General features: G+C 65.4%; 23 protein-coding genes and 12 tRNA genes. 30 read left to right on the top strand and 5 right to left on the bottom strand.

All coding sequences use genetic code 11. The features are described from left to right. Positions 1-130: 130 nt before the first annotated feature. The 5 genes from grxC (at position 131) to ACTXG9_RS10540 (ending at position 3,964) form a co-directional block, all read left to right on the top strand. On the top strand, positions 131-421 hold the full coding sequence (gene grxC, locus ACTXG9_RS10560; protein ID WP_019659535.1) for a glutaredoxin 3: 291 nt from the start codon (positions 131-133) through the stop codon (positions 419-421). Beyond that, positions 418-810 carry a carboxymuconolactone decarboxylase family protein gene (locus tag ACTXG9_RS10555; protein WP_005408260.1) on the top strand — a complete coding sequence of 131 codons (393 nt, stop codon included), beginning with the start codon at positions 418-420 and terminating at the stop codon, positions 808-810. The genes grxC and ACTXG9_RS10555 overlap by 4 nt, the downstream gene beginning before the upstream one ends. A 242-nt stretch (positions 811-1,052) precedes the next feature. Then, complete coding sequence (locus ACTXG9_RS10550) at positions 1,053-2,057, top strand: isocitrate dehydrogenase (RefSeq protein ID WP_012479261.1); 1,005 nt, start codon at positions 1,053-1,055, stop codon at positions 2,055-2,057. 201 nt (positions 2,058-2,258) lie between these two features. Further along, positions 2,259-3,002 (top strand): cysteine hydrolase, encoded by a 744-nt coding sequence (locus ACTXG9_RS10545; protein ID WP_188250343.1) that lies wholly within the window; start codon positions 2,259-2,261, stop codon positions 3,000-3,002. A gap of 53 nt (positions 3,003-3,055) precedes the next feature. Next, the gene (locus ACTXG9_RS10540) at positions 3,056-3,964 is read left to right on the top strand and encodes a LysR family transcriptional regulator (RefSeq protein ID WP_019659532.1); all 909 of its coding nucleotides are present in this window, start codon (positions 3,056-3,058) and stop codon (positions 3,962-3,964) included. Between the two features lie 78 nt (positions 3,965-4,042). On the opposite strand, the gene ACTXG9_RS10535 is transcribed toward ACTXG9_RS10540, so the two are convergent. Then, positions 4,043-4,801 (bottom strand): Bax inhibitor-1/YccA family protein, encoded by a 759-nt coding sequence (locus ACTXG9_RS10535; RefSeq protein ID WP_021202979.1) that lies wholly within the window; start codon positions 4,799-4,801, stop codon positions 4,043-4,045. Between the two features lie 181 nt (positions 4,802-4,982). Here ACTXG9_RS10535 and ACTXG9_RS10530 point away from each other — a divergent pair. The 18 genes from ACTXG9_RS10530 (at position 4,983) to ACTXG9_RS10445 (ending at position 16,168) form a co-directional block, all read left to right on the top strand. Next, positions 4,983-5,059 (top strand) — tRNA-Pro (locus ACTXG9_RS10530). Positions 5,060-5,098: 39 nt separating this feature from the next. Further along, positions 5,099-5,175: transfer RNA gene (locus tag ACTXG9_RS10525), tRNA-Arg, on the top strand. Positions 5,176-5,346: 171 nt separating this feature from the next. Next, positions 5,347-5,423: transfer RNA gene (locus tag ACTXG9_RS10520), tRNA-His, on the top strand. Positions 5,424-5,502: 79 nt separating this feature from the next. Beyond that, positions 5,503-5,578 (top strand) — tRNA-Lys (locus tag ACTXG9_RS10515). Positions 5,579-5,774: 196 nt separating this feature from the next. Further along, positions 5,775-5,850 (top strand) — tRNA-Lys (locus tag ACTXG9_RS10510). Positions 5,851-6,098: 248 nt separating this feature from the next. Then, complete coding sequence (locus ACTXG9_RS10505; RefSeq protein ID WP_019659530.1) at positions 6,099-6,467, top strand: hypothetical protein; 369 nt, start codon at positions 6,099-6,101, stop codon at positions 6,465-6,467. Positions 6,468-6,601: 134 nt separating this feature from the next. Next, positions 6,602-6,686: transfer RNA gene (locus ACTXG9_RS10500), tRNA-Leu, on the top strand. Positions 6,687-6,874: 188 nt separating this feature from the next. Next, the gene (gene tig / locus ACTXG9_RS10495) at positions 6,875-8,170 is read left to right on the top strand and encodes a trigger factor (protein WP_019659529.1); all 1,296 of its coding nucleotides are present in this window, start codon (positions 6,875-6,877) and stop codon (positions 8,168-8,170) included. A 74-nt stretch (positions 8,171-8,244) separates the two neighbouring features. Further along, on the top strand, positions 8,245-8,871 hold the full coding sequence (gene clpP, locus ACTXG9_RS10490) for an ATP-dependent Clp endopeptidase proteolytic subunit ClpP (RefSeq protein WP_019659528.1): 627 nt from the start codon (positions 8,245-8,247) through the stop codon (positions 8,869-8,871). Between the two features lie 126 nt (positions 8,872-8,997). Next, on the top strand, positions 8,998-10,287 hold the full coding sequence (clpX, locus tag ACTXG9_RS10485; RefSeq protein WP_004154600.1) for an ATP-dependent Clp protease ATP-binding subunit ClpX: 1,290 nt from the start codon (positions 8,998-9,000) through the stop codon (positions 10,285-10,287). Between the two features lie 143 nt (positions 10,288-10,430). Then, complete coding sequence (gene lon / locus ACTXG9_RS10480; protein WP_021202276.1) at positions 10,431-12,881, top strand: endopeptidase La; 2,451 nt, start codon at positions 10,431-10,433, stop codon at positions 12,879-12,881. A gap of 217 nt (positions 12,882-13,098) precedes the next feature. Beyond that, positions 13,099-13,371 (top strand): HU family DNA-binding protein, encoded by a 273-nt coding sequence (locus tag ACTXG9_RS10475; RefSeq protein WP_005408270.1) that lies wholly within the window; start codon positions 13,099-13,101, stop codon positions 13,369-13,371. An 11-nt stretch (positions 13,372-13,382) separates the two neighbouring features. After that, positions 13,383-13,457, top strand: a tRNA-Val gene (locus tag ACTXG9_RS10470). A 25-nt stretch (positions 13,458-13,482) separates the two neighbouring features. Then, a tRNA-Asp gene (locus tag ACTXG9_RS10465) sits at positions 13,483-13,559 on the top strand. An 83-nt stretch (positions 13,560-13,642) separates the two neighbouring features. Further along, a tRNA-Asp gene (locus ACTXG9_RS10460) sits at positions 13,643-13,719 on the top strand. A gap of 87 nt (positions 13,720-13,806) precedes the next feature. Further along, positions 13,807-13,883: transfer RNA gene (locus tag ACTXG9_RS10455), tRNA-Asp, on the top strand. Between the two features lie 105 nt (positions 13,884-13,988). Next, positions 13,989-14,065, top strand: a tRNA-Asp gene (locus ACTXG9_RS10450). 147 nt (positions 14,066-14,212) lie between these two features. Next, positions 14,213-16,168: a peptidyl-prolyl cis-trans isomerase gene (locus ACTXG9_RS10445; protein ID WP_021204523.1), complete on the top strand. Its 1,956-nt coding sequence runs from the start codon at positions 14,213-14,215 to the stop codon at positions 16,166-16,168. Between the two features lie 207 nt (positions 16,169-16,375). On the opposite strand, the gene ACTXG9_RS10440 is transcribed toward ACTXG9_RS10445, so the two are convergent. Both ACTXG9_RS10440 and gloB read right to left on the bottom strand, forming a co-directional pair. After that, positions 16,376-17,575, bottom strand: a complete 1,200-nt coding sequence (locus tag ACTXG9_RS10440) for a lytic transglycosylase domain-containing protein (RefSeq protein WP_021204522.1) — start codon at positions 17,573-17,575, stop codon at positions 16,376-16,378. Beyond that, entirely contained in the window at positions 17,572-18,336 is a 765-nt protein-coding gene (gene gloB / locus ACTXG9_RS10435; RefSeq protein ID WP_021204521.1) for a hydroxyacylglutathione hydrolase, read from the bottom strand. The genes ACTXG9_RS10440 and gloB overlap by 4 nt, the downstream gene beginning before the upstream one ends. Before the next feature lie 11 nt (positions 18,337-18,347). Between gloB and ACTXG9_RS10430 the strand changes: the two genes are divergently transcribed. Genes ACTXG9_RS10430 through dnaQ form a run of 3 tightly spaced genes read left to right on the top strand, consistent with a single transcriptional unit; the run spans position 18,348 to position 20,194 of the window. Further along, positions 18,348-18,992, top strand: a complete 645-nt coding sequence (locus ACTXG9_RS10430; protein WP_019659522.1) for a class I SAM-dependent methyltransferase — start codon at positions 18,348-18,350, stop codon at positions 18,990-18,992. 13 nt (positions 18,993-19,005) lie between these two features. Next, entirely contained in the window at positions 19,006-19,458 is a 453-nt protein-coding gene (gene rnhA / locus ACTXG9_RS10425) for a ribonuclease HI (RefSeq protein WP_019659521.1), read from the top strand. Positions 19,459-19,462: 4 nt separating this feature from the next. Beyond that, on the top strand, positions 19,463-20,194 hold the full coding sequence (dnaQ, locus tag ACTXG9_RS10420) for a DNA polymerase III subunit epsilon (RefSeq protein ID WP_019659520.1): 732 nt from the start codon (positions 19,463-19,465) through the stop codon (positions 20,192-20,194). A gap of 110 nt (positions 20,195-20,304) precedes the next feature. Here dnaQ and ACTXG9_RS10415 read toward each other — a convergent pair whose 3' ends face one another. Continuing rightward, positions 20,305-21,009 (bottom strand): PP2C family protein-serine/threonine phosphatase, encoded by a 705-nt coding sequence (locus tag ACTXG9_RS10415; protein ID WP_019659519.1) that lies wholly within the window; start codon positions 21,007-21,009, stop codon positions 20,305-20,307. Between the two features lie 164 nt (positions 21,010-21,173). Between ACTXG9_RS10415 and ACTXG9_RS10410 the strand changes: the two genes are divergently transcribed. Both ACTXG9_RS10410 and ACTXG9_RS10405 read left to right on the top strand, forming a co-directional pair. After that, a tRNA-Ser gene (locus tag ACTXG9_RS10410) sits at positions 21,174-21,264 on the top strand. A gap of 715 nt (positions 21,265-21,979) precedes the next feature. After that, positions 21,980-22,384, top strand: coding sequence for a DUF6165 family protein (locus ACTXG9_RS10405; protein ID WP_019659518.1), 405 nt, complete (start codon positions 21,980-21,982; stop codon positions 22,382-22,384). Positions 22,385-22,402: 18 nt separating this feature from the next. Here the strand turns inward: ACTXG9_RS10405 and ACTXG9_RS10400 are convergent, their stop codons facing one another. Continuing rightward, positions 22,403-23,449, bottom strand: coding sequence for a glycosyltransferase family 9 protein (locus ACTXG9_RS10400; RefSeq protein ID WP_111097840.1), 1,047 nt, complete (start codon positions 23,447-23,449; stop codon positions 22,403-22,405). 20 nt (positions 23,450-23,469) lie between these two features. Here ACTXG9_RS10400 and ACTXG9_RS10395 point away from each other — a divergent pair, with 20 nt between their 5' ends. Continuing rightward, the gene (locus tag ACTXG9_RS10395) at positions 23,470-24,219 is read left to right on the top strand and encodes a 3-deoxy-D-manno-octulosonic acid kinase (RefSeq protein WP_021204519.1); all 750 of its coding nucleotides are present in this window, start codon (positions 23,470-23,472) and stop codon (positions 24,217-24,219) included. Beyond that, a complete protein-coding gene (locus ACTXG9_RS10390) occupies positions 24,219-24,986 on the top strand; it encodes an MBL fold metallo-hydrolase (protein WP_021204518.1) in 768 nt (255 codons plus the stop codon). The genes ACTXG9_RS10395 and ACTXG9_RS10390 overlap by 1 nt, the downstream gene beginning before the upstream one ends. The last annotated feature ends 127 nt before the right edge of the window (positions 24,987-25,113 follow it).

The following is a 25,113-nucleotide window of genomic DNA, read 5'->3' as shown; positions in this document are numbered from 1 at the left end:
CGGGCGGGGCGCGCCAAGCGTGGCAGGGCAGGGGGCAACCATTCGTTAATCCACAGTGTTGCGGCCGTGGCGTGGAAATTCCAGCGCACCGGTACCATATGTAGACCGTCGATCCATCGTGGAGTTTCCCGTGACAGCCCAGACCGCCGGCGGTGCCCCCGCCATCACCATCTATTCCACCGCCGTCTGCCCGTACTGCGTGGCCGCCAAGAACTTCCTGAAGAGCAAGGGCCAGCAGTGGACCGAGGTCCGCATCGACCTGGACCCGGCCGAGCGGGAGAAGATGGTGGCCAAGACCCGCCGTACCAGCGTGCCGCAGATCTTCGTCGGCGACGTCCATGTCGGCGGCTACGACGACATGATGGCCCTGCACCGTGAAGGCAAGCTCGAGCCGCTGCTGGCCGGGCAGGGTCAGGCATGAGCGCGGCCGACGACGGCAGCAAGGACCGCATCGCCGAGTTCACCGACTTCCGCAAGCGCATGAACGAACGCATCCTGGGCGAACCGAACCAGGTGGTGCGGCGCTTCTTCGCGCTGGACACGCAGACCTACCAGGCCGGCGCGCTGGACGTGAAGACCAAGGAACTGCTGGGCCTGGTGGCTTCGATGGTGCTGCGCTGCGACGACTGCATCAGCTACCACGTGGCCCAGTGCAAGGACGCCGGGGTGACCCGCGAAGAGTTCTTCGAGACCTTCTCGGTCGGCCTGGTGGTCGGCGGTTCCATCGTGATCCCGCACCTGCGCCGCGCGGTCGACTTCCTCGACCAGCTCGAAGGCGGCGCCGCCGCGCCAGCCGCGCACGAGCACTGAGGTAGCGCCGGGGCATTTCCCGCGATCCAACCGCCCAGGAGCCCCTTCTTGTTGAAGGGGCGCGCCGACAGGCGGGGGTAGAGGAGAAATGCGCGGGCAATTCTGCCTTACCCGGCTCGGACTAATTGCCTATTTGGGGTCTCCGAGCCGGGTAAGGCATAATTGCCGGTGAAACTTCCTTTGCGCCGGCGTTTCCGGGCACGTCCGGACGGCGTTTTTCCCCCTGTTCGGAACATCGATCAATGACGCAGAAAATTACGGTCATCCGCGGCGACGGCATTGGCCCGGAAATCATGGACGCCACCCTGTTCGTGCTCGACCAGCTCAAGACTGGCCTGGAGTACGAAGACGCCGACGCCGGCCTGGTGGCCCTGGAAAAGCACGGCGACCTGATGCCGGCGGTGACCCTGGAATCGATCGCGCGCAACAAGGTCGCGCTGAAGAGCCCGCTGACCACCCCGGTCGGCGGTGGCTTCACCTCGATCAACGTCAGCCTGCGCCGTCACTTCGACCTGTACGCCAACGTGCGTCCGGCCCACACCTTCCCGAACACCAAGTCGCGTTTCGACAACGTCGACCTGATCACCGTTCGTGAGAACACCGAAGGTGCCTACCTGGCCGAAGGCCAGGAAGTGTCTGCCGACGGCGAGACCGCGTTCTCCGGCACCCGCATCACCCGCAAGGGCTCCGAGCGCATCGTGCGCTACGCCTTCGAGCTGGCCAAGAGCACCGGCCGCAAGAAGGTCACCGCCGTGCACAAGGCCAACATCATCAAGTCGACCTCGGGCCTGTTCCTGAACGTCGCCCGTGAAGTGGCCGCGCAGTACCCGGACATCGAATTCCAGGAAATGATCGTCGACAACTGCTGCATGCAGCTGGTGATGCGTCCGGAACAGTTCGACGTGATCGTCACCACCAACCTGTTCGGCGACATCATCTCCGACCTGTGCGCCGGCCTGGTCGGCGGCCTGGGCCTGGCCCCGGGTGCCAACATCGGCAAGGACGCGGCGATCTTCGAAGCCGTGCACGGCACCGCGCCGGACATCGCCGGCCAGGGCAAGGCCAATCCGTGCGCGCTGCTGCTGGCAGCCGCGCAGATGCTGGACCACATTGGCCAGCCGGAAAACGCCGAACGCCTGCGCAAGGCCATCGTGGCGACCATGGAAGCCAAGGATTCGCTGACCGGCGACCTGGGCGGTACCGGTACCACCATGAGCTTTGCCAAGGCAATTGCCAGCCGCCTGTAAGCGGCCGGCCGACCTCGGTCGGATCCACAGCGGGGCGCCTTCGGGTGCCCCGTTGCGTTTTCCGGTAGATCCACGCCATGCGTGGATGACGGAATGATCGGTTGTGCGGTTTTCGCACAGGTCATGTGCCCCCGCACGGCTGGTTCGTGCGCCAATCGCTCCGCATCCTGTGCCCCACACCCACCGCACAGGAACCCTCCCATGAACCTCACCGCCTTCGGCCTGGCCAGCCTGATCGGCATGACAGCCACCATCCCGGTTGCTGCCGCCGAGCCGGCCCATCCCACCATCCGCCATATGGCGGGCGCGCCGGTCGCGGCCTCGCTGGATGCGGCGAAGACTGCGGTGTTGGTGATCGACTTCCAGAACGAGTACTTCGACGCCAGCGCCGCGCCGGGCTTCGCCGGTGGCCGCATGGTCATTCCCGATGGCGTGGCCGCACTGCGCCAGGCCAAGCGGGTGGTCGCGTTCGCCAATGCCCACGGCATCCGCGTGATCCACGTGCAGCATGTGTTGCCGGCCGGCGCACCGCTGTTCGCGCTGGGCAGCGTCAATGCCGACTTCCATCGCGACCTGCAGCCGCGCAAGGGCGAGACCGTGGTGCAGAAGGACAACGTCAGCGTGTTCGCTGGCAGCTCGGCCTCGGTGCTCGACACGGTGCTGAAGCATGCCGGTATCGACACCCTTATCGTCACCGGCCTGCAGACCCATGCCTGCGTCGCCGGTGCTGCGCGCGACGCAGCGGCCGCACCACGTGGCTACCGGGTGATCGTCTCGTCCGACGCCAGCGCCAGCCGCGACCTGGCCCTGGCCGGTGGCCAGCGCATTGGCCATCGCGCGCTGCATGACGCCTCGCTGGCGCAGATCGAAGACGCGTTCGGGAATGTCATGAGTACCGACGCGATCCTGGCGTTGCCGGTGCGCAAGGCTGGCGACGGCGCTTGATAAGCTGGCGGGGCCCGCATGCCGTGGGCACCGCAACGTGGAGCCACTAGCCGATGGATCACTTCGCCGCCCTGCGTGCGCTGCGCGCCATCGTTGACGCGGGCAGTTTCACCGCGGCCGCTGAACGCCTGGGAACCACCCACTCGGCGATGTCACGGCAGTTGCGCCAGCTGGAAGAACATCTGCAGGTTCGCTTGCTCGATCGCAACAGCCGCCGGCTGTCATTGACCGAGGCCGGGCGCGACTACTATCGCGAGGCGGCAACGCTGCTGGACCGCCTGCAGGAGGCGGACGATCGTGCCCGCGCCGGGCAGGCGCAACCCCGTGGCAGGGTGCGGATCAGCGTGCCGCAGGTGGTGGCCAGCCAGGAGCTGCCGCATTGGTTGCCGTCCTTCCTGCAGCGCTACCCGCAGGTCGCGCTGGATCTGTCGGCCGATGATCAGCTCGTCGATGTCGTCGGTGGTGGCTTTGACCTGGCGCTGCGTATTGCAGCCTCGCTACCGGACAGCCAGCTGGTCGCGCGCGAGCTGGCCAGCTGCCCGCGCATCCTGGTCGCCGCACCGGCCTACCTGGCGCGTCATGGCCTGCCGCGTCAGCCGTCGGACCTTGCGCAGCACGCGCTGCTGGGGTTCAGTCCTGCAGCGGCGATGTCGCCCTGGCAGCTGCAGGGGCCGCGCGGCGCCAGCGCGAGCATCGAGGCCGGGCAACGCCTGCGGGTGGATGCAACGCCTGCGCTGTATGCCGCCGCGCTGGCGGGCATGGGCATCAGCCTGTTCACCGCACTGACCGTGCAGGAAGACCTGCGCGCCGGTCGTTTGATCCGTGTGCTGCCCGCCTGGCACGCCGGGCAGCGGCGCTACTTCGCGCTGTATCCGCATGCGCGGGCGCTGGCGCCGAAAGTGCGCGCGCTGGTCGAGCACCTTGCGGCGCACTACGCTGCACAGGTGGGCGCGACTGGCTAGCCGGGAAATGCAGCGATGCGTAACAAAGAGAAAAGGGCGCCCAGAAGGCGCCCTTTGTCGTTTATGGCTCTATCCGGCTCAGCGCTGCTGGATCTTCGACAGCAGGCGCAGGAACTCCACATATAGCCAGACCAGGGTCACCATCAGGCCGAATGCGCCATACCACTCCATGTACTTCGGCGCGCGCTGGGCGACACCGGTCTCGATGAAGTCGAAGTCCAGCACCAGATTCAGCGCGGCCACGACCACCACGAACAGGCTGAAGGCGATGCCCAGCCAGCCGGAGTCATGGATCACCGGCACGTTGATGTTGAAGAAGCCCAGCACGAACGAGGCTAGGTAGAGCAGGGCGATGCCGCCAGTGGCCGCGATCACGCCCAGCTTGAAGTTCTCGGTGGCCTTGATCAGCCCGCTGCGGTACGCGAACAGCAGCGCGAACAGGGTGCCGAAGGTCAGCAGCACGGCCTGGAACACGATGCCGGGGAACTTGGCGTTGAACACGGCCGAGATGGCGCCGAGGAACAGGCCTTCCACCAGCGCGTACATCGGCGCGGTGACCGGCGACCATTCCTTCTTGAAGACGGTGATCAGCGCCAGCACGAGGCCGCCGATGGCGCCGCCCATGGCATACAGCTTGGCTCCGGCCATGACCTGGCCGTAGTCATCGATGGTCTGGTTCCAGGCGAAAGCGGCCGTCAGCACGGTCAACAGCAACAGGAAGCCGGTCTTGTTGACGGTGCCGTTGAGGGTCATTGCCTGGTCGGGGCTGGTCACCACCGAGCCGCTGGCGAGGTCGAGGAAGGTCGACTCGGAAAGAGCCGGATTGCCGCTGCGCATGCGTGTTCTCCGTGCGAATGAAAGGTCGGGACGGCCGTCCGGCCGATGTCTGCGAGCATAGCCGATGACCACGCATGGCGCCGTGGCGGTTTCATGGCTGGTCTCGCCTGCGTTGACAGCTCACGATGTGCTTGGCCACAATGAACGACTCCCCGGGCCTGGCCCGAGGGGATTGCAAGACCGGGGTATAGCGCAGTCTGGTAGCGCGCCTGCTTTGGGAGCAGGATGTCGGGGGTTCGAATCCCTCTACCCCGACCAATCCCACGTCACGTCGGATTGGACACCGTTCCGGTTCGGGCGCCCGTAGCTCAACTGGATAGAGCACCGGCCTTCTAAGCCGGCGGTTACAGGTTCGATTCCTGTCGGGCGCGCCATCGGCGAGTAACGGGATCGCATCGGCCGATGTGAAGAAGTGCTTGCAAAAGCGTAAAGACTCCACCAGAATATCGGACTCGCTTCGGCGGACCGGAACTTCGGTGACAGTCTCCAGGCAAAGGTTTCAAGTTCCGTCGCCAGCCGCATCGGCAGGAACAAGCGTTTCAGTGGTGGCTGTAGCTCAGTTGGTTAGAGTACCGGATTGTGATTCCGGTGGTCGGGGGTTCGAATCCCCTCAGCCACCCCACTGTTTCAACCGTGCCGGCGCAGCCGAAACGGTATTGCAATAAGAAGAATGCACGCTACAATGTGCGTCTGAGTTTCACGGGCCGTTAGCTCAGTTGGTAGAGCAGTTGACTCTTAATCAATAGGTCCAAGGTTCGAATCCTTGACGGCCCACCAAGACAGAAGCCACCTGGTACGCCAGGTGGCTTTTTTCTTATAAGTGTGACTCCTTCATTTGGATGGATCACGCGTTGCAGGCCCCGCTCGGCGCGGATCTGCAACGGCAGCGGGATCGCAGTGCTGGTTTCAACGGCGTTGAAAAAAGTGCTTGCACCCACCGAGCGGATCGGGTCATAATTCGCGCCCCGATTTCGGGCTGTTAGCTCAGTTGGTAGAGCAGTTGACTCTTAATCAATAGGTCCAAGGTTCGAATCCTTGACAGCCCACCAGACGAAAGCCACTTGGTTCGCCAAGTGGCTTTTTTCTTGTCTGCGCGCCGGGTTGAGCGTGCGGATGCCTGCACGCCCGGTCGCACGTCATCCATGAATGGCGTGGATCTACTGAAGCGATGCTGAAATCAGGGGCATACGCGTCATCAGTGTTTTCAATGCTGTGCGCTGCTTCTCACCGCGTCGCGTCCTGTATCGCACCCAATGGATCTTCCGCGCCAGTGGCGCATGCACGAAGGAAGATGTTGATGGCTGATATCAATCGATTGCACCGCACGCTGTGGGTTCCCTTCGCGTTGCTGGCACTGGCGGCCTGCACGCCGGCCAACGATCCCGCGCAGACCGTCGAACGCGATGCTGGCACCGAGAGCGCTCCGGCGCGTCCGGTGGGTGAGGCCATGCAGATGCAGCCGGCTCAGCCCGCGGAAGGGGAGGCCCTGCCCGACGCGGTGGACGTGCAGCGCAATGCGGATGGTTCGGTGGACGTGCGCAAGGCCACGCCGGAGTCGGCGGCACTGCGGCGCACCGAAGACGGGGGCGTGGAGATCCGCAAGGTGGATCCTGCGGCCGAGTCGGGGTCCGATACGGCGCCGGCCAAGGCCAGGCCGCAGCAGTGAACCCTGCCACCCCGGATCAGCTTGCGCTCCCCGGGGTGGTCCAACGCGCGCGCCGCGCGATCGCCATGTTCAGTTTTGTGCAGGCCTTCCGATTCCTGCCATCGCCTGCGACAATGAACGCCTGAGCCGGCCACGCGAAAGTGGCGGAATTGGTAGACGCCCTGGATTTAGGTTCCAGTGCCGCAAGGCGTGGGGGTTCGAGTCCCCCCTTTCGCACCAGTGCCGGCCTGTCCCCGCCCTGATCGGGCCATCTGCGCCCCTTGACCGGCACGCGCTGGCAGTGCAGGCCGAATTGGGCGAAACTAAAGGGCTGCGGCAAGCAGGCGCGTCCCAGACGTCGCGTCCTTACAACCGTTTCATCCCAATCATCGAGCCGGGGGCGTGGGCCACCGGTGGCAGGAGTCAACATGCAAGCTTCGATCGAATCCACCGGCAACCTGGAACGCCGCCTGAGCTTCTCGCTGCCGGAAGAGCGTCTGCAGAGCCACATCGCCGGCCGCTTGGGCGAAATCGCCCGTACCACCCGCATCAAGGGGTTCCGTCCGGGCAAGGTGCCGGCCAAGGTGATCGAGCAGCGCTTCGGCGCGCAGGTCCGTGGCGAGGCGCTGGACGGCCTGCTGCGCGAAACCTTCGACGCGGCCGTGCGCGAGCACGACCTGCGCGTCGTCGGCAGCCCGCGCATCGACAAGGGCGACGAGGGTGAATTCTCCTTCGTGGCCACCGTGGAAGTGGTGCCGGACTTCGGCGACATCGACGTCAGCAAGCTGACCGTCGTGCGTCACACCGCCGAGATCACCGAAGCCGACATCGACCAGATGATCGAGAACCTGCAGAACCAGCGTCGTACCTGGGCCCCGGTCAGCCGTGGTGCACAGGAAGGCGACCTGGTCGCGGTGGAAACCTGGTCGCAGGCCGGCGAAGAGCGCCTGCCGGCCGAGGGCACCGAGAAGGGCTCGATCGTTCTCGGCCAGGGCATGATGTTCGACACCATCGAAAAGGGCCTGGTCGGCCTGGCCAAGGGCGAAGAGAAGACCCTGGACGTCGAGTTCCCGGCTGATTGGCGCGTGCCGGTGCTGGCCGGCAAGACCGTGCAGGTCACCGTCAAGGTTGCCGAAGTGTCCGAGCCGGTCGTGCCGGCGGTCGACGAAGCCTTCATCAAGAGCTTCGGCGTGAAGGGTGGCGACGTCGCGCAGTTCCGCAGCGACATCCGCGCCAACCTGGAGCGTGAGCTGAAGGGCGCGCTGATGAACCGCCTGCGCCGTGAAGTCGGCGAGCAGCTGATCGCGGCCTACTCGTCGGTCGAAATGCCGCCGCGCCTGGTCGAGAACGAAGCCCGCGCCATGCTGGCCCAGCAGGTCGAGCAGCTGCGCCGCAACGGCCAGAACGTCGGCGAGATCCCGGCCGATGCCCACGAAGGCTTCAAGGACGCTGCCGCCAAGCGCGTGCTGGTCGGCCTGCTGGTCGGTGAAGTGGCCCGCATCAACGACCTGCGCCTGGAAGCCAAGCGCCTGAACGAAACGATGCGTCTGATCGCTTCGACCTACGAAGAGCCGGAGCAGGTCATTGAGATGTACCGCAACGACCCCCAGCTGATGTCTGGCCTGCAGAACCGAGTGATGGAAGAGCAGGTGATCGACTGGATCGCCGAGCGTGCCCAGCACACCGAAGAGAAGCTCTCGTTCCAGGACGCGATCCGCCAGTAAGCCGGCGGATCACCGGATGCCCCGCGCCTTTGCCGGCGCGGGGTTGTTGCCCCCCAAGATAGGTACCTCACGTAATGGACAACCGAACCAAAGCCCTGAACCTGGTTCCGATGGTGGTCGAGCAGACCAGCCGCGGCGAGCGTGCCTACGACATCTATTCGCGCCTGTTGAAGGAGCGTCTGATCTTCCTCGTGGGCCCGATCGACGATCACATGGCCAACGTGGTGGTGGCGCAGTTGCTGTTCCTGGAATCGGAAAACCCGGAAAAGGACATCAACATCTACATCAACTCGCCGGGTGGCGTGGTCACCGCCGGCATGGCGATCTACGACACCATGCAGTACATCAAGCCGAATGTGAGCACCACCTGCATCGGCCAAGCCGCCTCCATGGGCGCCCTGCTGCTGGCCGCGGGCGAAGCCGGCAAGCGCTACGCGCTGCCGAACTCGCGCGTGATGATCCACCAGCCGCTGGGTGGCTACCAGGGGCAGGCCACCGACATCGACATCCATGCGCGAGAGATCCTGACCCTGCGTTCGCGCCTGAACGAGATCCTGGCCAAGCACACCGGCCAGTCGCTGGAGACGATCGCCCGCGACACCGAGCGCGACAACTTCAAGAGCGCCTTCGAGGCGCAGGCCTACGGTCTGGTCGACCAGGTCCTGGAGCGTCGTCCGGATGAGTCGATCCAGGCCGGTTGACCGGCCTTCACGGGGCCATGGAGGCCCCGTTCCTGCAGGGTCGGGCGGGACTGGTGTCCCCTCGGCCCTGTGCTATTCTCGAATCGAACCCCCGTTCAGCGGGTGGGGTAACTGGGTAAGCGAAGCATGAGCGAAGACCGCCAAGGTCGTTCCACGGACACCGGCAAGATCCTCTACTGCTCTTTCTGCGGCAAGAGCCAGCATGAAGTGCGCAAGCTGATTGCGGGTCCGAGCGTATTCATCTGCGATGAGTGCGTGGAGCTGTGCAACGACATCATCCGTGAGGAGCTTGAGGAGAAGGCGCAGTCGGCACGCAGTTCGCTGCCCAAGCCGCGCGAGATCCTCGAGGTCCTCGACCAGTACGTGATCGGCCAGAACCGCGCCAAGCGCACCCTGGCCGTGGCCGTCTACAACCACTACAAGCGCATCGAGAGCCGGCAGAAGAACGACGACGTCGAACTGGCGAAGTCGAACATCCTGCTGGTCGGCCCGACCGGTTCGGGCAAGACGCTGCTGGCCGAAACCCTGGCCCGCCTGCTCAACGTGCCGTTCACCATGGCCGACGCCACCACGCTGACCGAAGCCGGTTACGTGGGCGAGGATGTGGAGAACATCATCCAGAAGCTGCTGCAGAAGTGCGACTACGATGTCGAGAAGGCGCAGCAGGGCATCGTCTACATCGATGAAATCGACAAGATCTCGCGCAAGAGCGAGAACCCGTCGATCACCCGCGATGTATCCGGCGAAGGCGTGCAGCAGGCCCTGCTGAAGCTGATCGAAGGCACCGTGGCCAGCGTCCCGCCGCAGGGCGGCCGCAAGCATCCGCAGCAGGAATTCCTGCAGGTGGACACCAAGAACATCCTGTTCATCTGCGGCGGCGCGTTCGCCGGGCTGGACAAGGTGATCCAGGCGCGTTCCACCGACGTCGGCAGCATTGGCTTCGGCGCCAAGGTGAAGAGCAGCGAGCGCAAGCAGGAAGTGGGCAAGGTGCTGGCCGAAGTCGAGCCGGAAGACCTGATCAAGTTCGGCCTGATTCCCGAGTTCGTCGGCCGCCTGCCGGTGGTCGCGACCCTCGAGGAGCTGGACGAGCCGGCCCTGATCAAGATCCTGACCGAGCCGAAGAACGCCATCACCAAGCAGTTCAAGAAGCTGTTCGAGATGGAGAACGTGGAGCTGGAGTTCCGTCCGGACGCACTGTCGGCCATCGCCAGGAAGGCGCTCAAGCGCAAGACCGGCGCCCGCGGCCTGCGCACGATCGTCGAATCGGTCCTGCTGGACACCATGTATGACCTGCCGTCGCAGGAGAACGTCAGCAAGGTGGTCGTGGACGAATCGGTGATCGAGCACAAGTCCGAGCCGTACCTGATCTACCAGACCCCGGCGGCCCCTGAACAGAAGGCCGCAGGCGCCGAGTGATCCTTCCAGGTTGTTGATTGGAAAGGATTTTAAAGGAATGCCTTGCATCTGAAAGCCGATGGCCCCATAACGGGGCCATCGGCTTTTTTTGTCTCCGGAAGATGCCCTCCCGGAGGCGGTTTTCCCCCTTCCCTGGAGCCCCCATGGCCCGTTCCCCAAGTGAAACCCTCGACCTGCCGGTCCTGCCGCTGCGCGACGTAGTGGTGTTCCCGCACATGGTCATCCCGCTGTTCGTCGGCCGTGACAAGTCCATGCACGCGCTCGAACAGGCAATGGAGGCGGACAAGCGCATCCTGCTGCTGGCGCAGAAGTCGGCCGAAACCGACGACCCGCATGCGGCCGACCTCTACCAGGTCGGCACGCTGGCGCAGGTGCTGCAACTGCTGAAGCTGCCCGACGGCACCATCAAGGTGCTGGTCGAAGGCCTGTCGCGCGTGCAGGTCACCCACGTCGACGAGCGCAACGGCTCGCTGCACGGCCAGGCGGTGGAGATCGAGGCCACTGACGAGCGCGAAGCGCGCGAGGTCGAGGCCATCGCCCGCTCGCTGATGTCGCTGTTCGAGCAGTACGTGAAGACCAACCGCAAGCTGCCGCCGGAGCTGCTGCAGACGCTGTCGGGCATCGATGAGCCGGCGCGCCTGGCCGACACCATCGCTGCGCACATCAGCGTGCGCCTGGCCGACAAGCAGCGCCTGCTGGAAACGCTGGCCGTCGGTGACCGCCTGGAGATGCTGGTCGGCCTGGTCGACGGCGAGATCGACGTGCAGCAGATGGAGAAGCGCATCCGCGGCCGCGTGAAGTCGCAGATGGAGAAGAGCCAGCGCGAGTACTACCTCAACGAACAGATGAAGGCCATCCAGAAGGAACTGGGTGACCTGGACGACGCGCCGGGCGAGCTGGAAGAACTGGCCCGCAAGATTGCCGAGGCCGGCATGCCGAAGGCGGTTGAAGCCAAGGCGCGCAATGAACTGAACAAGCTCAAGCAGATGTCGCCGATGTCGGCTGAAGCCGCCGTCGTGCGCAACTACCTGGAGTGGCTGCTGGGCGTGCCGTGGAAGAAGCGCAGCAAGGTGCGCAAGGACCTGAAGGTGGCGCAGGACACCCTCGATGCCGATCACTACGGCCTGGAGAAGGTCAAGGAGCGCATCCTTGAATACCTGGCGGTGCAGTCGCGCGTGAAGCAGATGAAGGGCCCCATCCTGTGCCTGGTCGGGCCGCCGGGCGTGGGCAAGACCTCGCTGGGCCAGTCCATCGCCAAGGCCACCAACCGCAAGTTCGTGCGCATGTCGCTGGGCGGCGTGCGTGACGAGGCCGAGATCCGTGGCCACCGCCGTACCTACGTCGGTTCGATGCCGGGCCGCATCGTGCAGAACCTCAACAAGGTTGGCAGCAAGAACCCGCTGTTCGTGCTGGACGAGATCGACAAGATGTCGATGGACTTCCGTGGCGATCCGTCGTCGGCGCTGCTGGAGGTGCTCGACCCGGAGCAGAACAACGCGTTCAACGACCACTACCTGGAAGTGGACCTGGACCTGTCCGAAGTGATGTTCGTGGCCACCTCGAACTCGCTCAACATTCCCGGCCCGCTGCTGGACCGCATGGAAGTGATCCGCATCCCCGGCTACACCGAGGACGAGAAGCTCAACATCGCCACCCGTTACCTGGTGCCCAAGCAGGTCAAGGCCAACGGCCTGCAGCCGGAAGAACTGGAGATCGGCAGTGACGCCATCCAGGACATCGTGCGCTACTACACGCGCGAATCGGGCGTGCGCAACCTGGAACGCGAGATCGCCAAGATCTGCCGCAAGGTGGTGAAGGAGATCGCGCTGGCCGGCCCGCAGCCGGTGAAGGCGAAGAAGGGCGCGAAGAAGCCCAAGGCGCTGGTCAATGTGTCCAGCAAGAACCTGGACAAGTACCTGGGCGTGCGTCGCTTCGACTTCGGCCGTGCCGAGGAAGAGAACGAGATCGGCCTGGTCACCGGCCTGGCCTGGACCGAGGTCGGTGGCGATCTGCTGCAGATCGAATCGACGCTGGTGCCGGGCAAGGGCCAGCTGATCCTGACCGGCCAGCTCGGCAACGTGATGAAGGAATCGGCTTCAGCGGCGCTGTCGGTGGTGCGTTCGCGCGCCGTCGGCTTCGGCATCGACAGCGACTTCCTGCAGAAGCACGACGTGCACCTGCATGTGCCCGATGGCGCTACGCCGAAGGACGGCCCGAGTGCCGGCGCGGCGATGGTCACCTCGCTGGTATCGATGCTGACCAAGGTGCCGGTGCGTGCCGACGTGGCGATGACCGGTGAGATCACCCTGCGTGGCCGTGTCACCGCCATCGGCGGCTTGAAGGAAAAGCTGCTGGCCGCATTGCGGGGCGGCATCCGCACGGTCATCATTCCGGAAGAGAACCGCAAGGACCTTGCAGACATTCCGGCAAACGTTACCCGCGATCTGCAGATCGTGCCGGTGAAGTACATCGAGGAAGTGCTGGACCTGGCGTTGGAGCGCCCGTTGGCACCGAAGAAGGCACGCAAGAGTGCGCAGCGTGTCACGGTGCGCAGCAAGGCCAAACCGAGTGGAAGTGCGCGCGTCAAGCATTGACGCGCACCGTCCAATGGCCCGAAACCCGCGTCGTTGCTGGCTTTCCAGCTTGCGTGGGGGTAGGGCCACTGGTATAAAAGCAGCACTCGCGAATGAGTGATCGCTGTCAGCGATGACTGAATCGGCGAACCGTTTCCACATGGCGGCCGCATGCAGAAGGCGTGCGGTTGCTTCCCTGTCGAATAAGCGGAACCCACCGCCAAAGGAGTTGTAGAGAATGAACAAGACCGAATTGATCGATGCCGTTGCTGAAGCTGCGGACCTGACCAAGGCCGAGTCCAGCCGCGCTGTCGATGCCGTCGTTGCTGCCATCACCAAGGCGCTGAAGGACGGCGATGCGGTCACCCTGGTTGGCTTCGGTACCTTCCAGGTCCGCGACCGTGCTGCCCGCACCGGCCGCAACCCGAAGACCGGCGACACCATCAAGATCGCTGCTTCGAAGAATCCGTCGTTCAAGGCTGGCAAGGCTCTGAAGGATGCTGTAAACTAAGCGGCTCGCTGGGGTGCTTAGCTCAGCGGTAGAGCGTCTCCTTTACACGGAGAGGGTCGGGGGTTCGAAACCCTCAGCACCCACCACAGCACCGCGGTAACGTTTGAGTGTGGAGCGGTAGTTCAGCTGGTTAGAATGCTGGCCTGTCACGCCGGAGGTCGCGGGTTCGAGTCCCGTCCGCTCCGCCATTCAACGAGGCCTCCGGCCAAAAGCTGGAGGCTTTGTTTTCTCCCAGGTCCAGGCCGATGGGAAAACAAAAAAGCAACAATGCGGAGCGGTAGTTCAGCTGGTTAGAATGCTGGCCTGTCACGCCGGAGGTCGCGGGTTCGAGTCCCGTCCGCTCCGCCACTACATCAAGGCCCCCGGCCTAAAGCTGGGGGCCTTGTCTTCTCCCCGGAAAGTTCGGGAAGAAGGCGAATAGGTTCTTGCAAGAACGGAGCGGTAGTTCAGCTGGTTAGAATGCTGGCCTGTCACGCCGGAGGTCGCGGGTTCGAGTCCCGTCCGCTCCGCCATTGCAGAGTCTTAAATCCCTGTGAAAAAACTTTGAAAAAAGTGTTCATCGGGCTGGGTTTCCAGGGAGTCTTCGGATATACTGGGCGCCTGCAAAGTTTCAGCGCGGAGCGGTAGTTCAGCTGGTTAGAATGCTGGCCTGTCACGCCGGAGGTCGCGGGTTCGAGTCCCGTCCGCTCCGCCAACCCTAAAAGCCCTCGGCGCAAGCCGGGGGTTTTTTCTTTAGCCCGTCGCAAAGTGATGCGCAGGCCGCGCCGCCGCTGCTTTTGGTCCCTGCGGCGAAGCGGGTTACACTGCCGGGCTCGCCAATCAGGCCTTGTGATTCCTCACCATGCTGCAGAAACTCCGCGACAAGACCTCAGGCTGGATCGTCACCGTGATCCTGGGGCTGCTGATGATTCCGTTCCTGTTCGTGATCGACAACAGTTACCTCGGTGGCGTTGGCGCTCAGAACGTGGCCAAGGTTTCCGCCCCGCCGACCTGGTGGCGTTCGGCACCGTCGTGGTGGCCGGTGCGCATGCTGTGGCAGCACCATGAGATCAGCGCGCAGGATTTCCGCACCCGTTTCGAGCAGGAGCGCATGCGTGAGCGCCAGCAGCAGGGCGAGAACTTCGACCCGCGCGCTTTCGAGAGCACCGAAAACAAGCTGGCCGTGCTCGACCAGCTGATCGATGAGCAGGTCGTGCGCCTGGTCGGTGAACAAGCCGGCGTTGTCATTGGCGATGGTGCGGTGCGCGAGTACATCGCCACCATCCCGGCCTTCCTCGATTCGAACGGCAAGTTCAACGAAAACAACTATCGCCTGGCCCTGGCCGGTGGCAATCCGCCGCGTACCCCGACCCAGTTCCAGGAACTGGTGCGCGAGAGCCTGCAGCAGTCGGTGATCCCGTCGGGCCTGCAGAATTCGGGCTTTGTCACCCAGGCCGAAACCGAGCGCCTGCTGAAGCTGCTGGGTGAAACCCGCGACGTCGAACTGGCCGCGTTGCCGGAAGTACCGGCTGACACCGCGCCGGTGACTGACGCGCAGATCAAGCAGTGGTACGACAGCCACGGCAAGGATTTCCGCCAGGCCGAGAGCGTCTCGCTGGAATACGTCGAGATCAACGGTGCGAACCTGCCGGCACCGACTCCGGCCGATGAAGCGACCCTGCGCAAGCGCTATGAAGAAGAAAAGGCGAAGTTCACCTCGCCGGAGCAGCGCCAGGCCTCGCACATCCTGATCACCGGTGACGGCGCCGAAGCCAAGGCGAACAAGATCGCTGCCGAAGCCAAGGCGGCCGGTGCCGACTTCGCTGCGCTGGCCAAGGCCAATTCGGAAGATCCGGGCTCCAAGGACCAGGGCGGTGACCTGGGCTGGGTCGAGCGCGGTGCGATGGTCAAGCCGTTCGAAGACGCACTGTTCGCTGCCAAGGCCGGTGACGTGATCGGCCCGGTCAAGACCGACTTCGGCTACCACATCATCAAGGTCGCCGCGGTGCGTGGCGGCGAAGGCAAGTCGTTCGAGGAAGTACGTGACACGCTGGCCGCCGAGCAGCTGAAGGCCGACGGCGAACGCGGCTTCAACGAGCTGGCCGGTCGTCTGGTGGATGCCATCAACAAGAGCCCGAGCGATCTGGCCGCTGCGGCCAAGGAAGTCAACCTGCCGCTGCAGACCCTGGGGCCGATCACCCGCGCAACCGCCAGTGGCATCGCCGCTGACCCGGCCGTGCTGCGTGCCGCCTTCTCTGAAGTGCTGGTGCAGGACGGCACTGCCAGCGACCCGATTGCGCTGGGCGGCGCGACCAATCACAGTGTGGTCATCCGTGTGGCCGCCCATACCCCGGAACAGGCCCTGCCGCTGGACAAGGCCCGCGAGCAGGTGATCGCCGCGATCCGCGCTGACCGCCAGCGCCAGGCCAGCGACAAGGCCGCCGACGCTGTGCTGGCCAAGCTGAAGGCGGGCGCCACCCTGCAGTCGCTGGCCGCAAGCGAGAAGCTGCAGCTGAGCCCGATGCCGGGCCTGCCGCGCAGCCAGCCGGTGCCGACCCCGGAAATCAACCGCGCCATCTTCAGCGCGCCTGTGCCGGCCGAAGGCAAGCCGAGCTACGGCAAGGTCGACGTCAACGGTCACGCGCTGCTGTTTGCAGTGAACAAGGTCAACCCGGGCGACATCAAGGAAGTGACCGCCGAGCAGCAGAAGCAGCTCAAGGAGCAGCTGAGCCAGATCGATGGCATGGCCGCAGCCAAGGCCTACGTGGATGCGATGCGCAAGAAGTTCATGATCCAGACCACCGAAGCGAACCTGTAAGCCTCGCGGCGAGCAGATCGAAGAAGGCCCGGCATTGCCGGGCCTTTTTTGTCTTCGCGTCGTTGGTGTCGCGGTTGCGCTTTGGTAGTGGTCGAGCTTGCTCGACCGCCTTTTGTTGAGTCGAGCCGTGCTCGACTGCATCTGCTGCGCGCAGGCATGAAAAAGCCGAGCATGGGCTCGGCTCTACAGGAGGGCCTGGCTGGCGCGTCAGTCCTCGACGCGCAGCACCGCGCCCGGCTTCAGCACGCTGCTGCCACTCAGGCCGTTCAGTGACAGCAGCGCCTTCACCGGCATGCCATAGCGACGGGCGATGGTCCATGCCGACTCGCCATCGCGCACGGTGTGGCGGCGGCTGCGCGGGCGATCGGCAATCGTGGCGACGGTCTTGGCCGCCTGCGGCGTCGGTGTGGTCGTGGCAGCCGGTGCGGTGCTGGCCACCAGCGTGGTCGCGGTTTCCGTCAACGTCGCATTGGCGGCCGAGACCGGGGCCAGCACCCGGGTGGTTCCCGAGGCACGGTTGCCGGCGGCCAGGGCCGGGTTGAGGCGGGCGATCCTGGCAGGGTCCAGGGCGCGTTGTGCGGCCCACTGCTGGATGCTGGTGCCGGCCGGCAGGGTGTGGTCCTTCAGCACCGGCACGGTGCGGTCCAGCGAGGCCATCACGCCGGGCTGGTCTTCCACGTCCTCCAGCACGCAGGCCAGGGCATGCAGCTTCTCGACATAGGCATGGGTGACCGGTGACAGGCCGGGCAGCGCCGATGGCTTGGCGTTCTGCGCGTTCATGCCGGCCTTGCGCATGGACTGCAGGACCCGGTACTCGCCGGCGTTGTAGGCCATGGTGGCCAGGCGCCAGTCGCCGCCGAACATGCCGTGCAGGGTCTTCAGGTAACGTACCGCGGCCTGGGTGGAATCGACCGCCGACAGGCGGCCGTCGTAGCCGTTGGACATGGGCACCCGATGGTTGCGCGCGGTGGTGGCGATGAACTGCCACAGGCCCGTCGGACCGCTGCCATTGCGTGCATTGGGCCGATAGCCACTTTCCACGAACGGAATCAGTGCGAATTCGGTGGGCAGGTTGGCCTTGCGCAGCTCTTCGACCACGTAGCCGAACAGCACCAGCGCATCGTCATCCTGGTTGGCCAGGCGTGAGGGAGCATGGGCGAACTGCTTCTGCCAGCGCGGGCTGGTGGCCTCGGCATCGCAGCTGGGCTCGGCCAGGCCGTCGCGGAAGCTTGTGAAGATCTCCTGGCCGTTGCGTACCGAAGCGGCCGGCAGCGCCGATGGATCCAGCGGCAGCGCAGCGGCAGCGGTCAGGTTCTGGCTGATGCCTGCGCCCAGCGACTGTGCGCCTGCGGTTCCTGCCAGCCCCAGCGCAAGGCCCAGGGCCAGCGGCAGACTTCGGCGCATCATGCGCGGAAGCCGTCTTTCCAGTGCCGGAGACCGGCCATCACGTCGACGTCGTCCACGACGTCACGGCCCAGGTGCGCCGCCACCGACGCACGGATCGGCGCCGCGTGCACACGCAGGAAGGGATTGCAGTCGAATTCGCTGGCCAGGGTTACCGGCAGGGTGGAACGGTCATCGCGGCGCATGGCCAAAGCCTCCTCTTGGCGCTGCCACAGGGCAGCGTTGGCGGGGTCGACATGCCGCGCGAAGACGGCATTTGACACGGTGTACTCATGAGCGCAACAAAGCAGCAGTTGCGCGGGCAGGGCACCCAGCTTGCGCATCGACGCCAGCAGCTGGGACGGCGTACCTTCGAACAGGCGTCCACAGCCCAGGCTGAACAACGAATCTCCGCTGAAAAGATGTTCAGCAGTGTGAAACGCGATGTGGCTGCGGGTATGCCCGGGCACGGATAGTACGTGGAACGTCCGGCCCAGTGCCTGAACGCGTTCACCTTCACCGACGCGGTGGGTCGCAGTGGGAATGCGCTCCTCGACCGGCGCGATCACCCGGACGCCGGGAAAACGCGCCTGCAGCGCGGGCACGCCACCGATGTGGTCATCGTGATGATGGGTGAGCAGGATCGTGTCCACGCGCAGGCCCTGATCGGCCACCGCAAGCACCGGCGCGGCATCGCCGGGATCGATGACCACGGCGGCGCCATCGTCGTCGATCAACGTCCAGATGTAGTTGTCCGCAAATGCGGGCAGGGCAGTCAGTCGCATAGAATTGGACCATGCCCGCGCTGCAGAGCACCCGTCAAGCGAGCCAGACCCCGTGGTTCGACAGTGAACCGGCGGAATCCCTGCGCGTGCTGGAGCGGCAATTACTGCTGCCGCAGCTGTCAGTGCTGCCGGCACAACCCTGGTTGTGGATCGCGCCAAGCGCGTGCTGGCTTGATGATGCGCAGCTCGGCGGGCGTGGCCTGCGCCTGTTCCGGCAGGGGCAGGGCTATGCCGGCGATACCCGCTGCGCACTGCCGCTGCCGCTGGCCAACGAGAGTGTCAACGCGATCGTGCTGCAGCATGTGACCACCGGCGATGCCGACCAGCTGCTGGATGAGTGCGAGCGCGTGCTGATGCCGGGCGGCCACCTGTGGCTGAGCAGCCTCAACCCGTTCAGCCCCTACCGTACACATTGGCGCCAGCACGGACTGGTGGTGCGCACGCCGCAGCGGATTCGCCTGCTGCTCGGCCGCCACGGGCTGGAGTGCGACGATATGCGTTACATCGGCCCCCTCTGGCGCGGTGCCGGCAGCCGTCGCCCGGGCGGGTGGGCGCCACTGCGCGCGGCCTGCCTGTTCCATGCTGAAAAGCGCACGCTGGCCCTGCCCGGGCCGACACCGCTGCCGGTGCGCTGGCACGGCACCGTAGCCACCTGATTCTGGAGTTGTATTGAAAACCATCGAAATCCACACCGACGGTTCCTGCCTTGGCAATCCCGGCCCCGGCGGCTGGGCTGCACTGCTGCGCTACAAGGGCCATGAGCGTGAACTGAGCGGCGGCGAAGCGCACACCACCAACAACCGGATGGAGCTGATGGCCGCCATTTCCGGGTTGGAGACGCTGACCGAGCCGTGCAACATCGTGCTCTACACCGATTCGCAGTACGTGCGGCAGGGGCTGACCCAGTGGATGCCGGGCTGGATCCGCAAGAACTGGAAGACCGCCGGCGGTGAGCCGGTGAAGAACCGCGAGCTGTGGGAGCGCCTGCATGCGGCCACGCTGCGGCACCAGATCGACTGGCGCTGGGTGAAGGGCCACTCCGGCGATCCGGACAATGAGCGGGTGGATACCCTGGCCCGCAACGCGGCCATCCAGATCCGCGACGCCAGCCCGGTAAACTGAGCCCATGCGTCAGATCATCCTCGATACCGAAACCACCGGCCTGGAGTGGAAGAAGGGCAACCGCATCGTCGAAATCGGCTGCGTGGAGCTGTTCAAGCGCCGCCCGACCGGCAACAACTACCACCAGTACATCAAGCCGGACTGCGAGTTCGAACAGGGCGCGCAGGAAGTCACCGGCCTGACCCTGGAGTTTCTGGCTGACAAGCCGGACTTCGCGCAGATCGCCGATGAATTCCTTGCCTTCATCGATGGCGCCGAGCTGATCATCCACAACGCGGCGTTCGACCTGGGCTTCCTCGACAACGAACTGTCGTTGCTGGGCCCGCAGTACGGGAAGATCACCGATCGCTGCACGGTGATCGATACCCTGGTGATGGCGCGCGAGCGCTTCCCGGGCCAGCGCAATTCGCTGGATGCGCTGTGCAAGCGGCTGGGCGTGGACAATTCGCACCGTGCGCTGCATGGCGGCCTGCTCGATGCGCAGATCCTGGGTGACGTCTACATCGCGCTGACCTCGGGGCAGGAAGAGATCGGATTCGGCCTGGGGGATGACGATGGCGGTGGCGCCGGTGCGGCGCTGCAGGCCTTCGATACCAGCAAGCTGCTGCCGCGCCCGCGCGTAGTGGCCACGCCGTCGGAGCTGGAAGCGCATGCCGCGCGGCTGGAGCGGTTGCGCAAGAAGGCCGGCCACGCGCTGTGGGATGGCCCGAAGGTGGAAGAACCCGTCAGCGCGTAATACATCGAGGTAGTGCCGGCCGCTGGCCGGCATCTACGTGATACGGGGTTTCCCGGTGAGCCGGCCAGCGGCCGGCATTACCGCATCCACGCGTGGCGTGGATCTACCGGTCAATGGCAGCGCACCAGGATCACGCTGATGTTGTCGCGGCCACCGCCGTCGAGTGCGGCTGCGACCAGCGTGTCCACGCATTCCTGCGCGCTGGCATCTTCGTAGGCGAGGGTGCGGGCGATACTGCGGTCGTCCACCTCCTCGGTCAGGCCGTCACTGCACAGCAGCAGCTGCATTCCCGGGCGCAGTTCACCGCTGGTGGTGGCCACGTTCAGGTGTGCCGGATCGGTCACGCCCAGCGCCTGGGTAACCACGTTGCGATGCGGATGCGCACGCGCCTGTTCGGCGGTCAGGTTTCCCTGCGCGACCAGTTCCTGCACCACGCTGTGGTCCTGGCTGAGCTGTGCCAGCTGTCCATCGCGCCACAGGTAGGCGCGGCTGTCGCCGACCCAGGCCACTTCATAGCGGTTGCCCTGCACGCGCGCGGCGACCACGGTGGTGCCCATCGGCAGGCTGTCATTGCGACGGCGTGAGGTGCGGATGATCTCTTCGTCGGCGGTGCGGATGGCCTGGGCCAATGGCGCGCCACGGCGTATCTCGCGCACGATGGTTTCGCGTGCCAGCGCGCTGGCCACTTCACCGCAGGCGTGCCCGCCCATGCCATCGGCCACCAGCCACAGGGCCAGCTCGCTGTCACCGTAGTAGGTGTCCTCGTTGAGCTCGCGGCGCATGCCGGGGTGGGTGAGGTGTCCGAATTCGATCATGGGGGCTGGGGCAGGGTGTTGCTGGGGAGACAGGCATCATCGGGTGGCCGCACGCATCCGGCAAGGCATGCGCCCAGGAAATTTCCACTTCATGGGCCGGAATGACTTGTCGTCGGCCTCACTTCCTCGTATGATGCGCGTCCCCGGTCCGCCGGGGACCACCCGGAGAGGTGGCAGAGTGGTTGAATGTACCTGACTCGAAATCAGGCAGGCGTTTATAGCGCCTCGGGGGTTCGAATCCCCCCCTCTCCGCCAGATAAAGAAAAAGGGCTGCCGAAAGGCAGCCCTTTTTCTTTATCTGGCGCGGGACGCGACGCGCTCTGCGCGTCGCCCCAAACGTTGCTGCGCAACGTTTGGGCCCCTCCCTTTGCCTGCCTCTCCCCGCCCCTGTCGGGGCAGCCCCTCAACAGAGGGGCTTGGTCCTCCAGATGCATCACGGGAGATCCGCGCGGTGCGTGGATGCGCGGCGGGCATCCCGCCGTAGTGACCCTGTACTGAACTGGCGCGGGACGCGACGCGCTCTGCGCGTCGCCCCACACGTTGCTGCGCAACGCGTGGCCCCCTCCCTTTGCCGGCCTCTCCCCGCCCCTGTCGGGGCAGCCCCTCAGCAGAGGGGCTTGTTCCTCCAGATGGATCACGGGAGATCCGCGCGGTGCGTGGATGCGCGGCGGGCATCCCGCCGTAGTGACCCTGTACTGATCTGGCGCGGGACGCGACGCGCTCTGCGCGTCGCCCCACACGTTGCTGCGCAACGCGTGGCCCCCTCCCTTTGCCTGCCTCTCCCCGCCCCTGTCGGGGCAGCCCCTCAACAGAGGGGCTTGGTCCTCCAGATGCATCACGGGAGATCCGCGCGGTGCCTGGATGCTGTTCCTGCTGGCAGGCTCATCCACGCATGGCGTGGATCTACCCGGGATATCCGTGCGGACGCTGCGGGTTAACATGTACGCATCACCTGCTGGAGCTTTTCCCCATGACCGCTGAAATCCTCGTCCCCGTTTCCTTCGGCGAGCTGCTGGACAAGATCTCGATCCTGCAGATCAAGTCCGAGCGCATCAGCGACGAGGGCAAGCTGGCCAATGTGCGCAAGGAGCTGTCGGCGCTGGAGCAGACCTGGATGGCACACCCGGCCGCGGTGAAGGACATCGCCAAGCTGCGTGCCGAGCTGAAGGCGGTCAACGAGCAGCTGTGGGACATCGAGGACGACATCCGCCTGAAGGAGAAGGTGCAGGCGTTCGACCAGGGCTTCATCGACCTGGCGCGCAGTGTCTACCTGCGCAACGACGAGCGCGCGCGCATCAAGAAGGCGATCAACCTTGCGCTGGGCTCGGCGTACGTGGAAGAGAAGTCCTACCAGGATTACGCGCAGCGCACGTAAACCCGGGCAGGCTGCCGATCACCCCAGGTGGTCGGCGACGTAGCGTTCGAACGCGGCGATACCGTCTTCCACGGTGATCAGTTCCATCACATCGTCGAATTCAATCTTGGTGCCCCACTTCAGGTCCGTCGCCTGCTTGGCCAGGTACTTGCGCGCGGCATCATCGTAGCGGTCCACGCAGTAGCGGCGGTCCGAGTACGGGCCACTGCGGTCCGGATTGCTGGCTGCATGCAGGCCCAGCACTTTGGCGCCCATCGCGTTGGCGATGTGCATCGGGCCCGAGTCCGGGGTCATCACCAGATTGGCGCGGGCCAGCAGGGCAGGCAGCTGCTTCAACGTGTCCTTGCCGACCAGGTCCAGTGCCGGCGTCTGCAGCTGCGCCTGGATCGCATCGGCCATGTGGCGCTCCAGTTCGCTGCGGCCACCGCACAGCACCACCCGCCAACCGCGCTGTGCGGCGTGGTTGGCCACCGCTGCATAGCGGTCCGCATACCAGTTGCGCCGCACGTGGCTGGAGCAGGGCGAGATCATCAGCACCGGGCGGCCATCGTCCTGCCACTGCGCGGCGGCCCACTCGAAGGCGGAGGGCGGCACGGCCAGATCCCAGCTGACTTCGGTCTGGCGCAGGCCCAGCGGTTCGCAGAAGCTGCCGATGGCATCCAGTACATGGATGCCGGGGCGGTCAGGAATGCGCTCGTTGATGAAGAGCCCGTGCAGGTCCTTGGAGCGGCTGCGGTCGTAGCCGATGCGGCGTTCGGCCGGAATGAAGGCTGACAGCAGGTTGGCGCGGAATGCGACCTGCATCTGCAGAAGCGCCTCGAAGCGCCCCGGTGGCAGTTGCCTGCGCAGTTCCTTGACCCCAGCCATGCCGCTCTTCTTGTCGTAGGCATGGAAGGTGACACCGGGCAGGCCGTCAAGCAGCTTGTGGCCAACCTTGTCGATGATCCAGTGGATCGGCGTGTCCGGGCGCGCAGCCTGCAGGGTGCGCACCAGGGGCACCACGTGGGTGACGTCGCCGAGTGCGGACAGGCGCAGGAGGCACAAGGAGGAGGACGCTGATGCCATGTGTTGTTAGACTCAATGAAATGGTCGCATTCGACGCCAATGAAGCGCTGACGCCATGCCGCGAGGGTCGCGGCATCGGGGCCATTCTGTTCGACCGCGAGCGGCTGCGGCAAGCCGACATCGGCCTGTTCTCGCCCCAGCACTGGGGCAGCAGGGCCCGGCCGGTGGGCGAGGGCGGCCGCGGCAGCGCCTGGTTCGTCGATGCGCCGTTCGGGGCCAGCGTGCTGCGGCACTACCTGCGGGGCGGCCTGGCCGCGAAGCTCAGCCACGACCAGTACCTGTGGCGCGGTTCGGACCGGACCCGCAGCTTCGCCGAATTCCGGCTGATGCGCGCGCTGCGCGAGAAGAAGCTGCCGGTGCCACGGCCGATCGCCGCGTTCTACATGCGCGAGGGCCTGCGCTACCGGGCCGCGATCCTGATGGAGCGGATCGAGGGCGTGCGCTCGCTGGCCGACCGCGCCCTGGTCGCCGGCCGGGGCGCGCCCTGGGAGGAGACGGGGCGGCTGATCGCCCGCTTCCATCGTGCCGGCCTGGACCATGCCGACCTCAATGCGCACAACATCCTGTTCGATGGCAACGGCCATGGCTGGCTGATCGACTTCGACCGTGGCGTGATCCGCATCCCGGCCACTGCCTGGCGCGAACGCAACCTCAAGCGCCTGCTGCGCTCGCTGATCAAGTTGCGCGGCGAGCGCAGCGTGGAAGATGTGCAGAAGGACTACGCGCGGCTGCGCCGTGCCTATGACATGGCCTGGAACCGGGGCACCTGATGGATTGGTCGTTGCGTTTCCTCGGCGTCGGCAATGCGTCGGCGGTCGAGCTGGGGTCGCCGATGTCGGTGATCGAGCGGGATGGGCGTCCGTGGCTGACCATTGATTGTGGTGGTGAAGGGCTGACCGCGTTCAAGGCGCACTACGGCCACATGCCGCAGGCGTTGTTCGTGACCCATGTGCACCTTGACCACGTGGCCGGCTTCGAACGGCTGTTCGTGGACACCTTCTTCAATGCGCAGCGGCGCGGCAAGGTGCGCCTGTATGTGCCGGCCACGGTGGTGCCGCTGCTGCACCAGCGCATCGGTGACTATCCGAACGTGCTGGCCGAGGGCGGTGCGAACTTCTGGGATGCCTTCCAGCTGATCGTGGTGGGCGATGCGTTCTGGCACGAGGGAGTGCGCCTGGAGGTGTTCCCAGTGCGCCACCACTGGCCGGAGACGGCCTATGGCCTGCGACTGCAGGGCGCGCTGACCTGGAGCGGCGATACCCGGCCGATTCCGGAGATGCTGGCCCGCTTCGCCAATGACAACGAGCTGATCGCCCACGACTGCGGCCTGCACGGCAATCCGTCGCACACCGGCGTGGACGATCTGGAGCGTGAGTACAGCGCCGAGCTGCGGGCGCGGATGATGCTCTACCACTATGCCAGCGTGGCCGATGGCCAGGCGCTGGCGGCGCGGGGGCACCGTGTTGCGCAGCCGGGGCAGTGCGTGCCCCTGGCCAGCCCGACCGCGCCGCACGTACTGGCGCAGGATCCGCCGTGAGCGGAACCGGCCAGCCCGCCGATACGGCGCTGGCCGCTGGCCTGGAGGCGCTGGAGCGCGCGCTGCAGTAGCGCGGGGCCATGCCCGGCAAAGGGCGCCAACCAAGGTTGGCATCTAGCAGAGGCGC

The organism is Stenotrophomonas maltophilia group sp. LNF247, assembly GCF_054083135.1.
Note: the sequence above shows the minus strand (reverse complement) of the source record. Positions and strands in the feature narration are given on the sequence as shown.

Excerpts from the sequence above, each read along its gene's own strand:
- ACTXG9_RS10555 (WP_005408260.1), top strand. The coding sequence starts at position 418 with ATGAGCGCGGCCGACGACGGCAGCAAGGACCGCATCGCCGAGTTCACC.
- ACTXG9_RS10550 (WP_012479261.1), top strand. The coding sequence starts at position 1,053 with ATGACGCAGAAAATTACGGTCATCCGCGGCGACGGCATTGGCCCGGAA.
- ACTXG9_RS10545 (WP_188250343.1), top strand. The coding sequence starts at position 2,259 with ATGAACCTCACCGCCTTCGGCCTGGCCAGCCTGATCGGCATGACAGCC.
- ACTXG9_RS10540 (WP_019659532.1), top strand. The coding sequence starts at position 3,056 with ATGGATCACTTCGCCGCCCTGCGTGCGCTGCGCGCCATCGTTGACGCG.
- ACTXG9_RS10535 (WP_021202979.1), bottom strand. The coding sequence starts at position 4,801 with ATGCGCAGCGGCAATCCGGCTCTTTCCGAGTCGACCTTCCTCGACCTC.
- ACTXG9_RS10505 (WP_019659530.1), top strand. The coding sequence starts at position 6,099 with ATGGCTGATATCAATCGATTGCACCGCACGCTGTGGGTTCCCTTCGCG.
- tig (WP_019659529.1), top strand. The coding sequence starts at position 6,875 with ATGCAAGCTTCGATCGAATCCACCGGCAACCTGGAACGCCGCCTGAGC.
- clpP (WP_019659528.1), top strand. The coding sequence starts at position 8,245 with ATGGACAACCGAACCAAAGCCCTGAACCTGGTTCCGATGGTGGTCGAG.
- clpX (WP_004154600.1), top strand. The coding sequence starts at position 8,998 with ATGAGCGAAGACCGCCAAGGTCGTTCCACGGACACCGGCAAGATCCTC.
- lon (WP_021202276.1), top strand. The coding sequence starts at position 10,431 with ATGGCCCGTTCCCCAAGTGAAACCCTCGACCTGCCGGTCCTGCCGCTG.
- ACTXG9_RS10475 (WP_005408270.1), top strand. The coding sequence starts at position 13,099 with ATGAACAAGACCGAATTGATCGATGCCGTTGCTGAAGCTGCGGACCTG.
- ACTXG9_RS10445 (WP_021204523.1), top strand. The coding sequence starts at position 14,213 with ATGCTGCAGAAACTCCGCGACAAGACCTCAGGCTGGATCGTCACCGTG.
- ACTXG9_RS10440 (WP_021204522.1), bottom strand. The coding sequence starts at position 17,575 with ATGATGCGCCGAAGTCTGCCGCTGGCCCTGGGCCTTGCGCTGGGGCTG.
- gloB (WP_021204521.1), bottom strand. The coding sequence starts at position 18,336 with ATGCGACTGACTGCCCTGCCCGCATTTGCGGACAACTACATCTGGACG.
- ACTXG9_RS10430 (WP_019659522.1), top strand. The coding sequence starts at position 18,348 with ATGCCCGCGCTGCAGAGCACCCGTCAAGCGAGCCAGACCCCGTGGTTC.
- dnaQ (WP_019659520.1), top strand. The coding sequence starts at position 19,463 with ATGCGTCAGATCATCCTCGATACCGAAACCACCGGCCTGGAGTGGAAG.
- ACTXG9_RS10415 (WP_019659519.1), bottom strand. The coding sequence starts at position 21,009 with ATGATCGAATTCGGACACCTCACCCACCCCGGCATGCGCCGCGAGCTC.
- ACTXG9_RS10405 (WP_019659518.1), top strand. The coding sequence starts at position 21,980 with ATGACCGCTGAAATCCTCGTCCCCGTTTCCTTCGGCGAGCTGCTGGAC.
- ACTXG9_RS10400 (WP_111097840.1), bottom strand. The coding sequence starts at position 23,449 with ATGGCATCAGCGTCCTCCTCCTTGTGCCTCCTGCGCCTGTCCGCACTC.
- ACTXG9_RS10395 (WP_021204519.1), top strand. The coding sequence starts at position 23,470 with ATGGTCGCATTCGACGCCAATGAAGCGCTGACGCCATGCCGCGAGGGT.
- ACTXG9_RS10390 (WP_021204518.1), top strand. The coding sequence starts at position 24,219 with ATGGATTGGTCGTTGCGTTTCCTCGGCGTCGGCAATGCGTCGGCGGTC.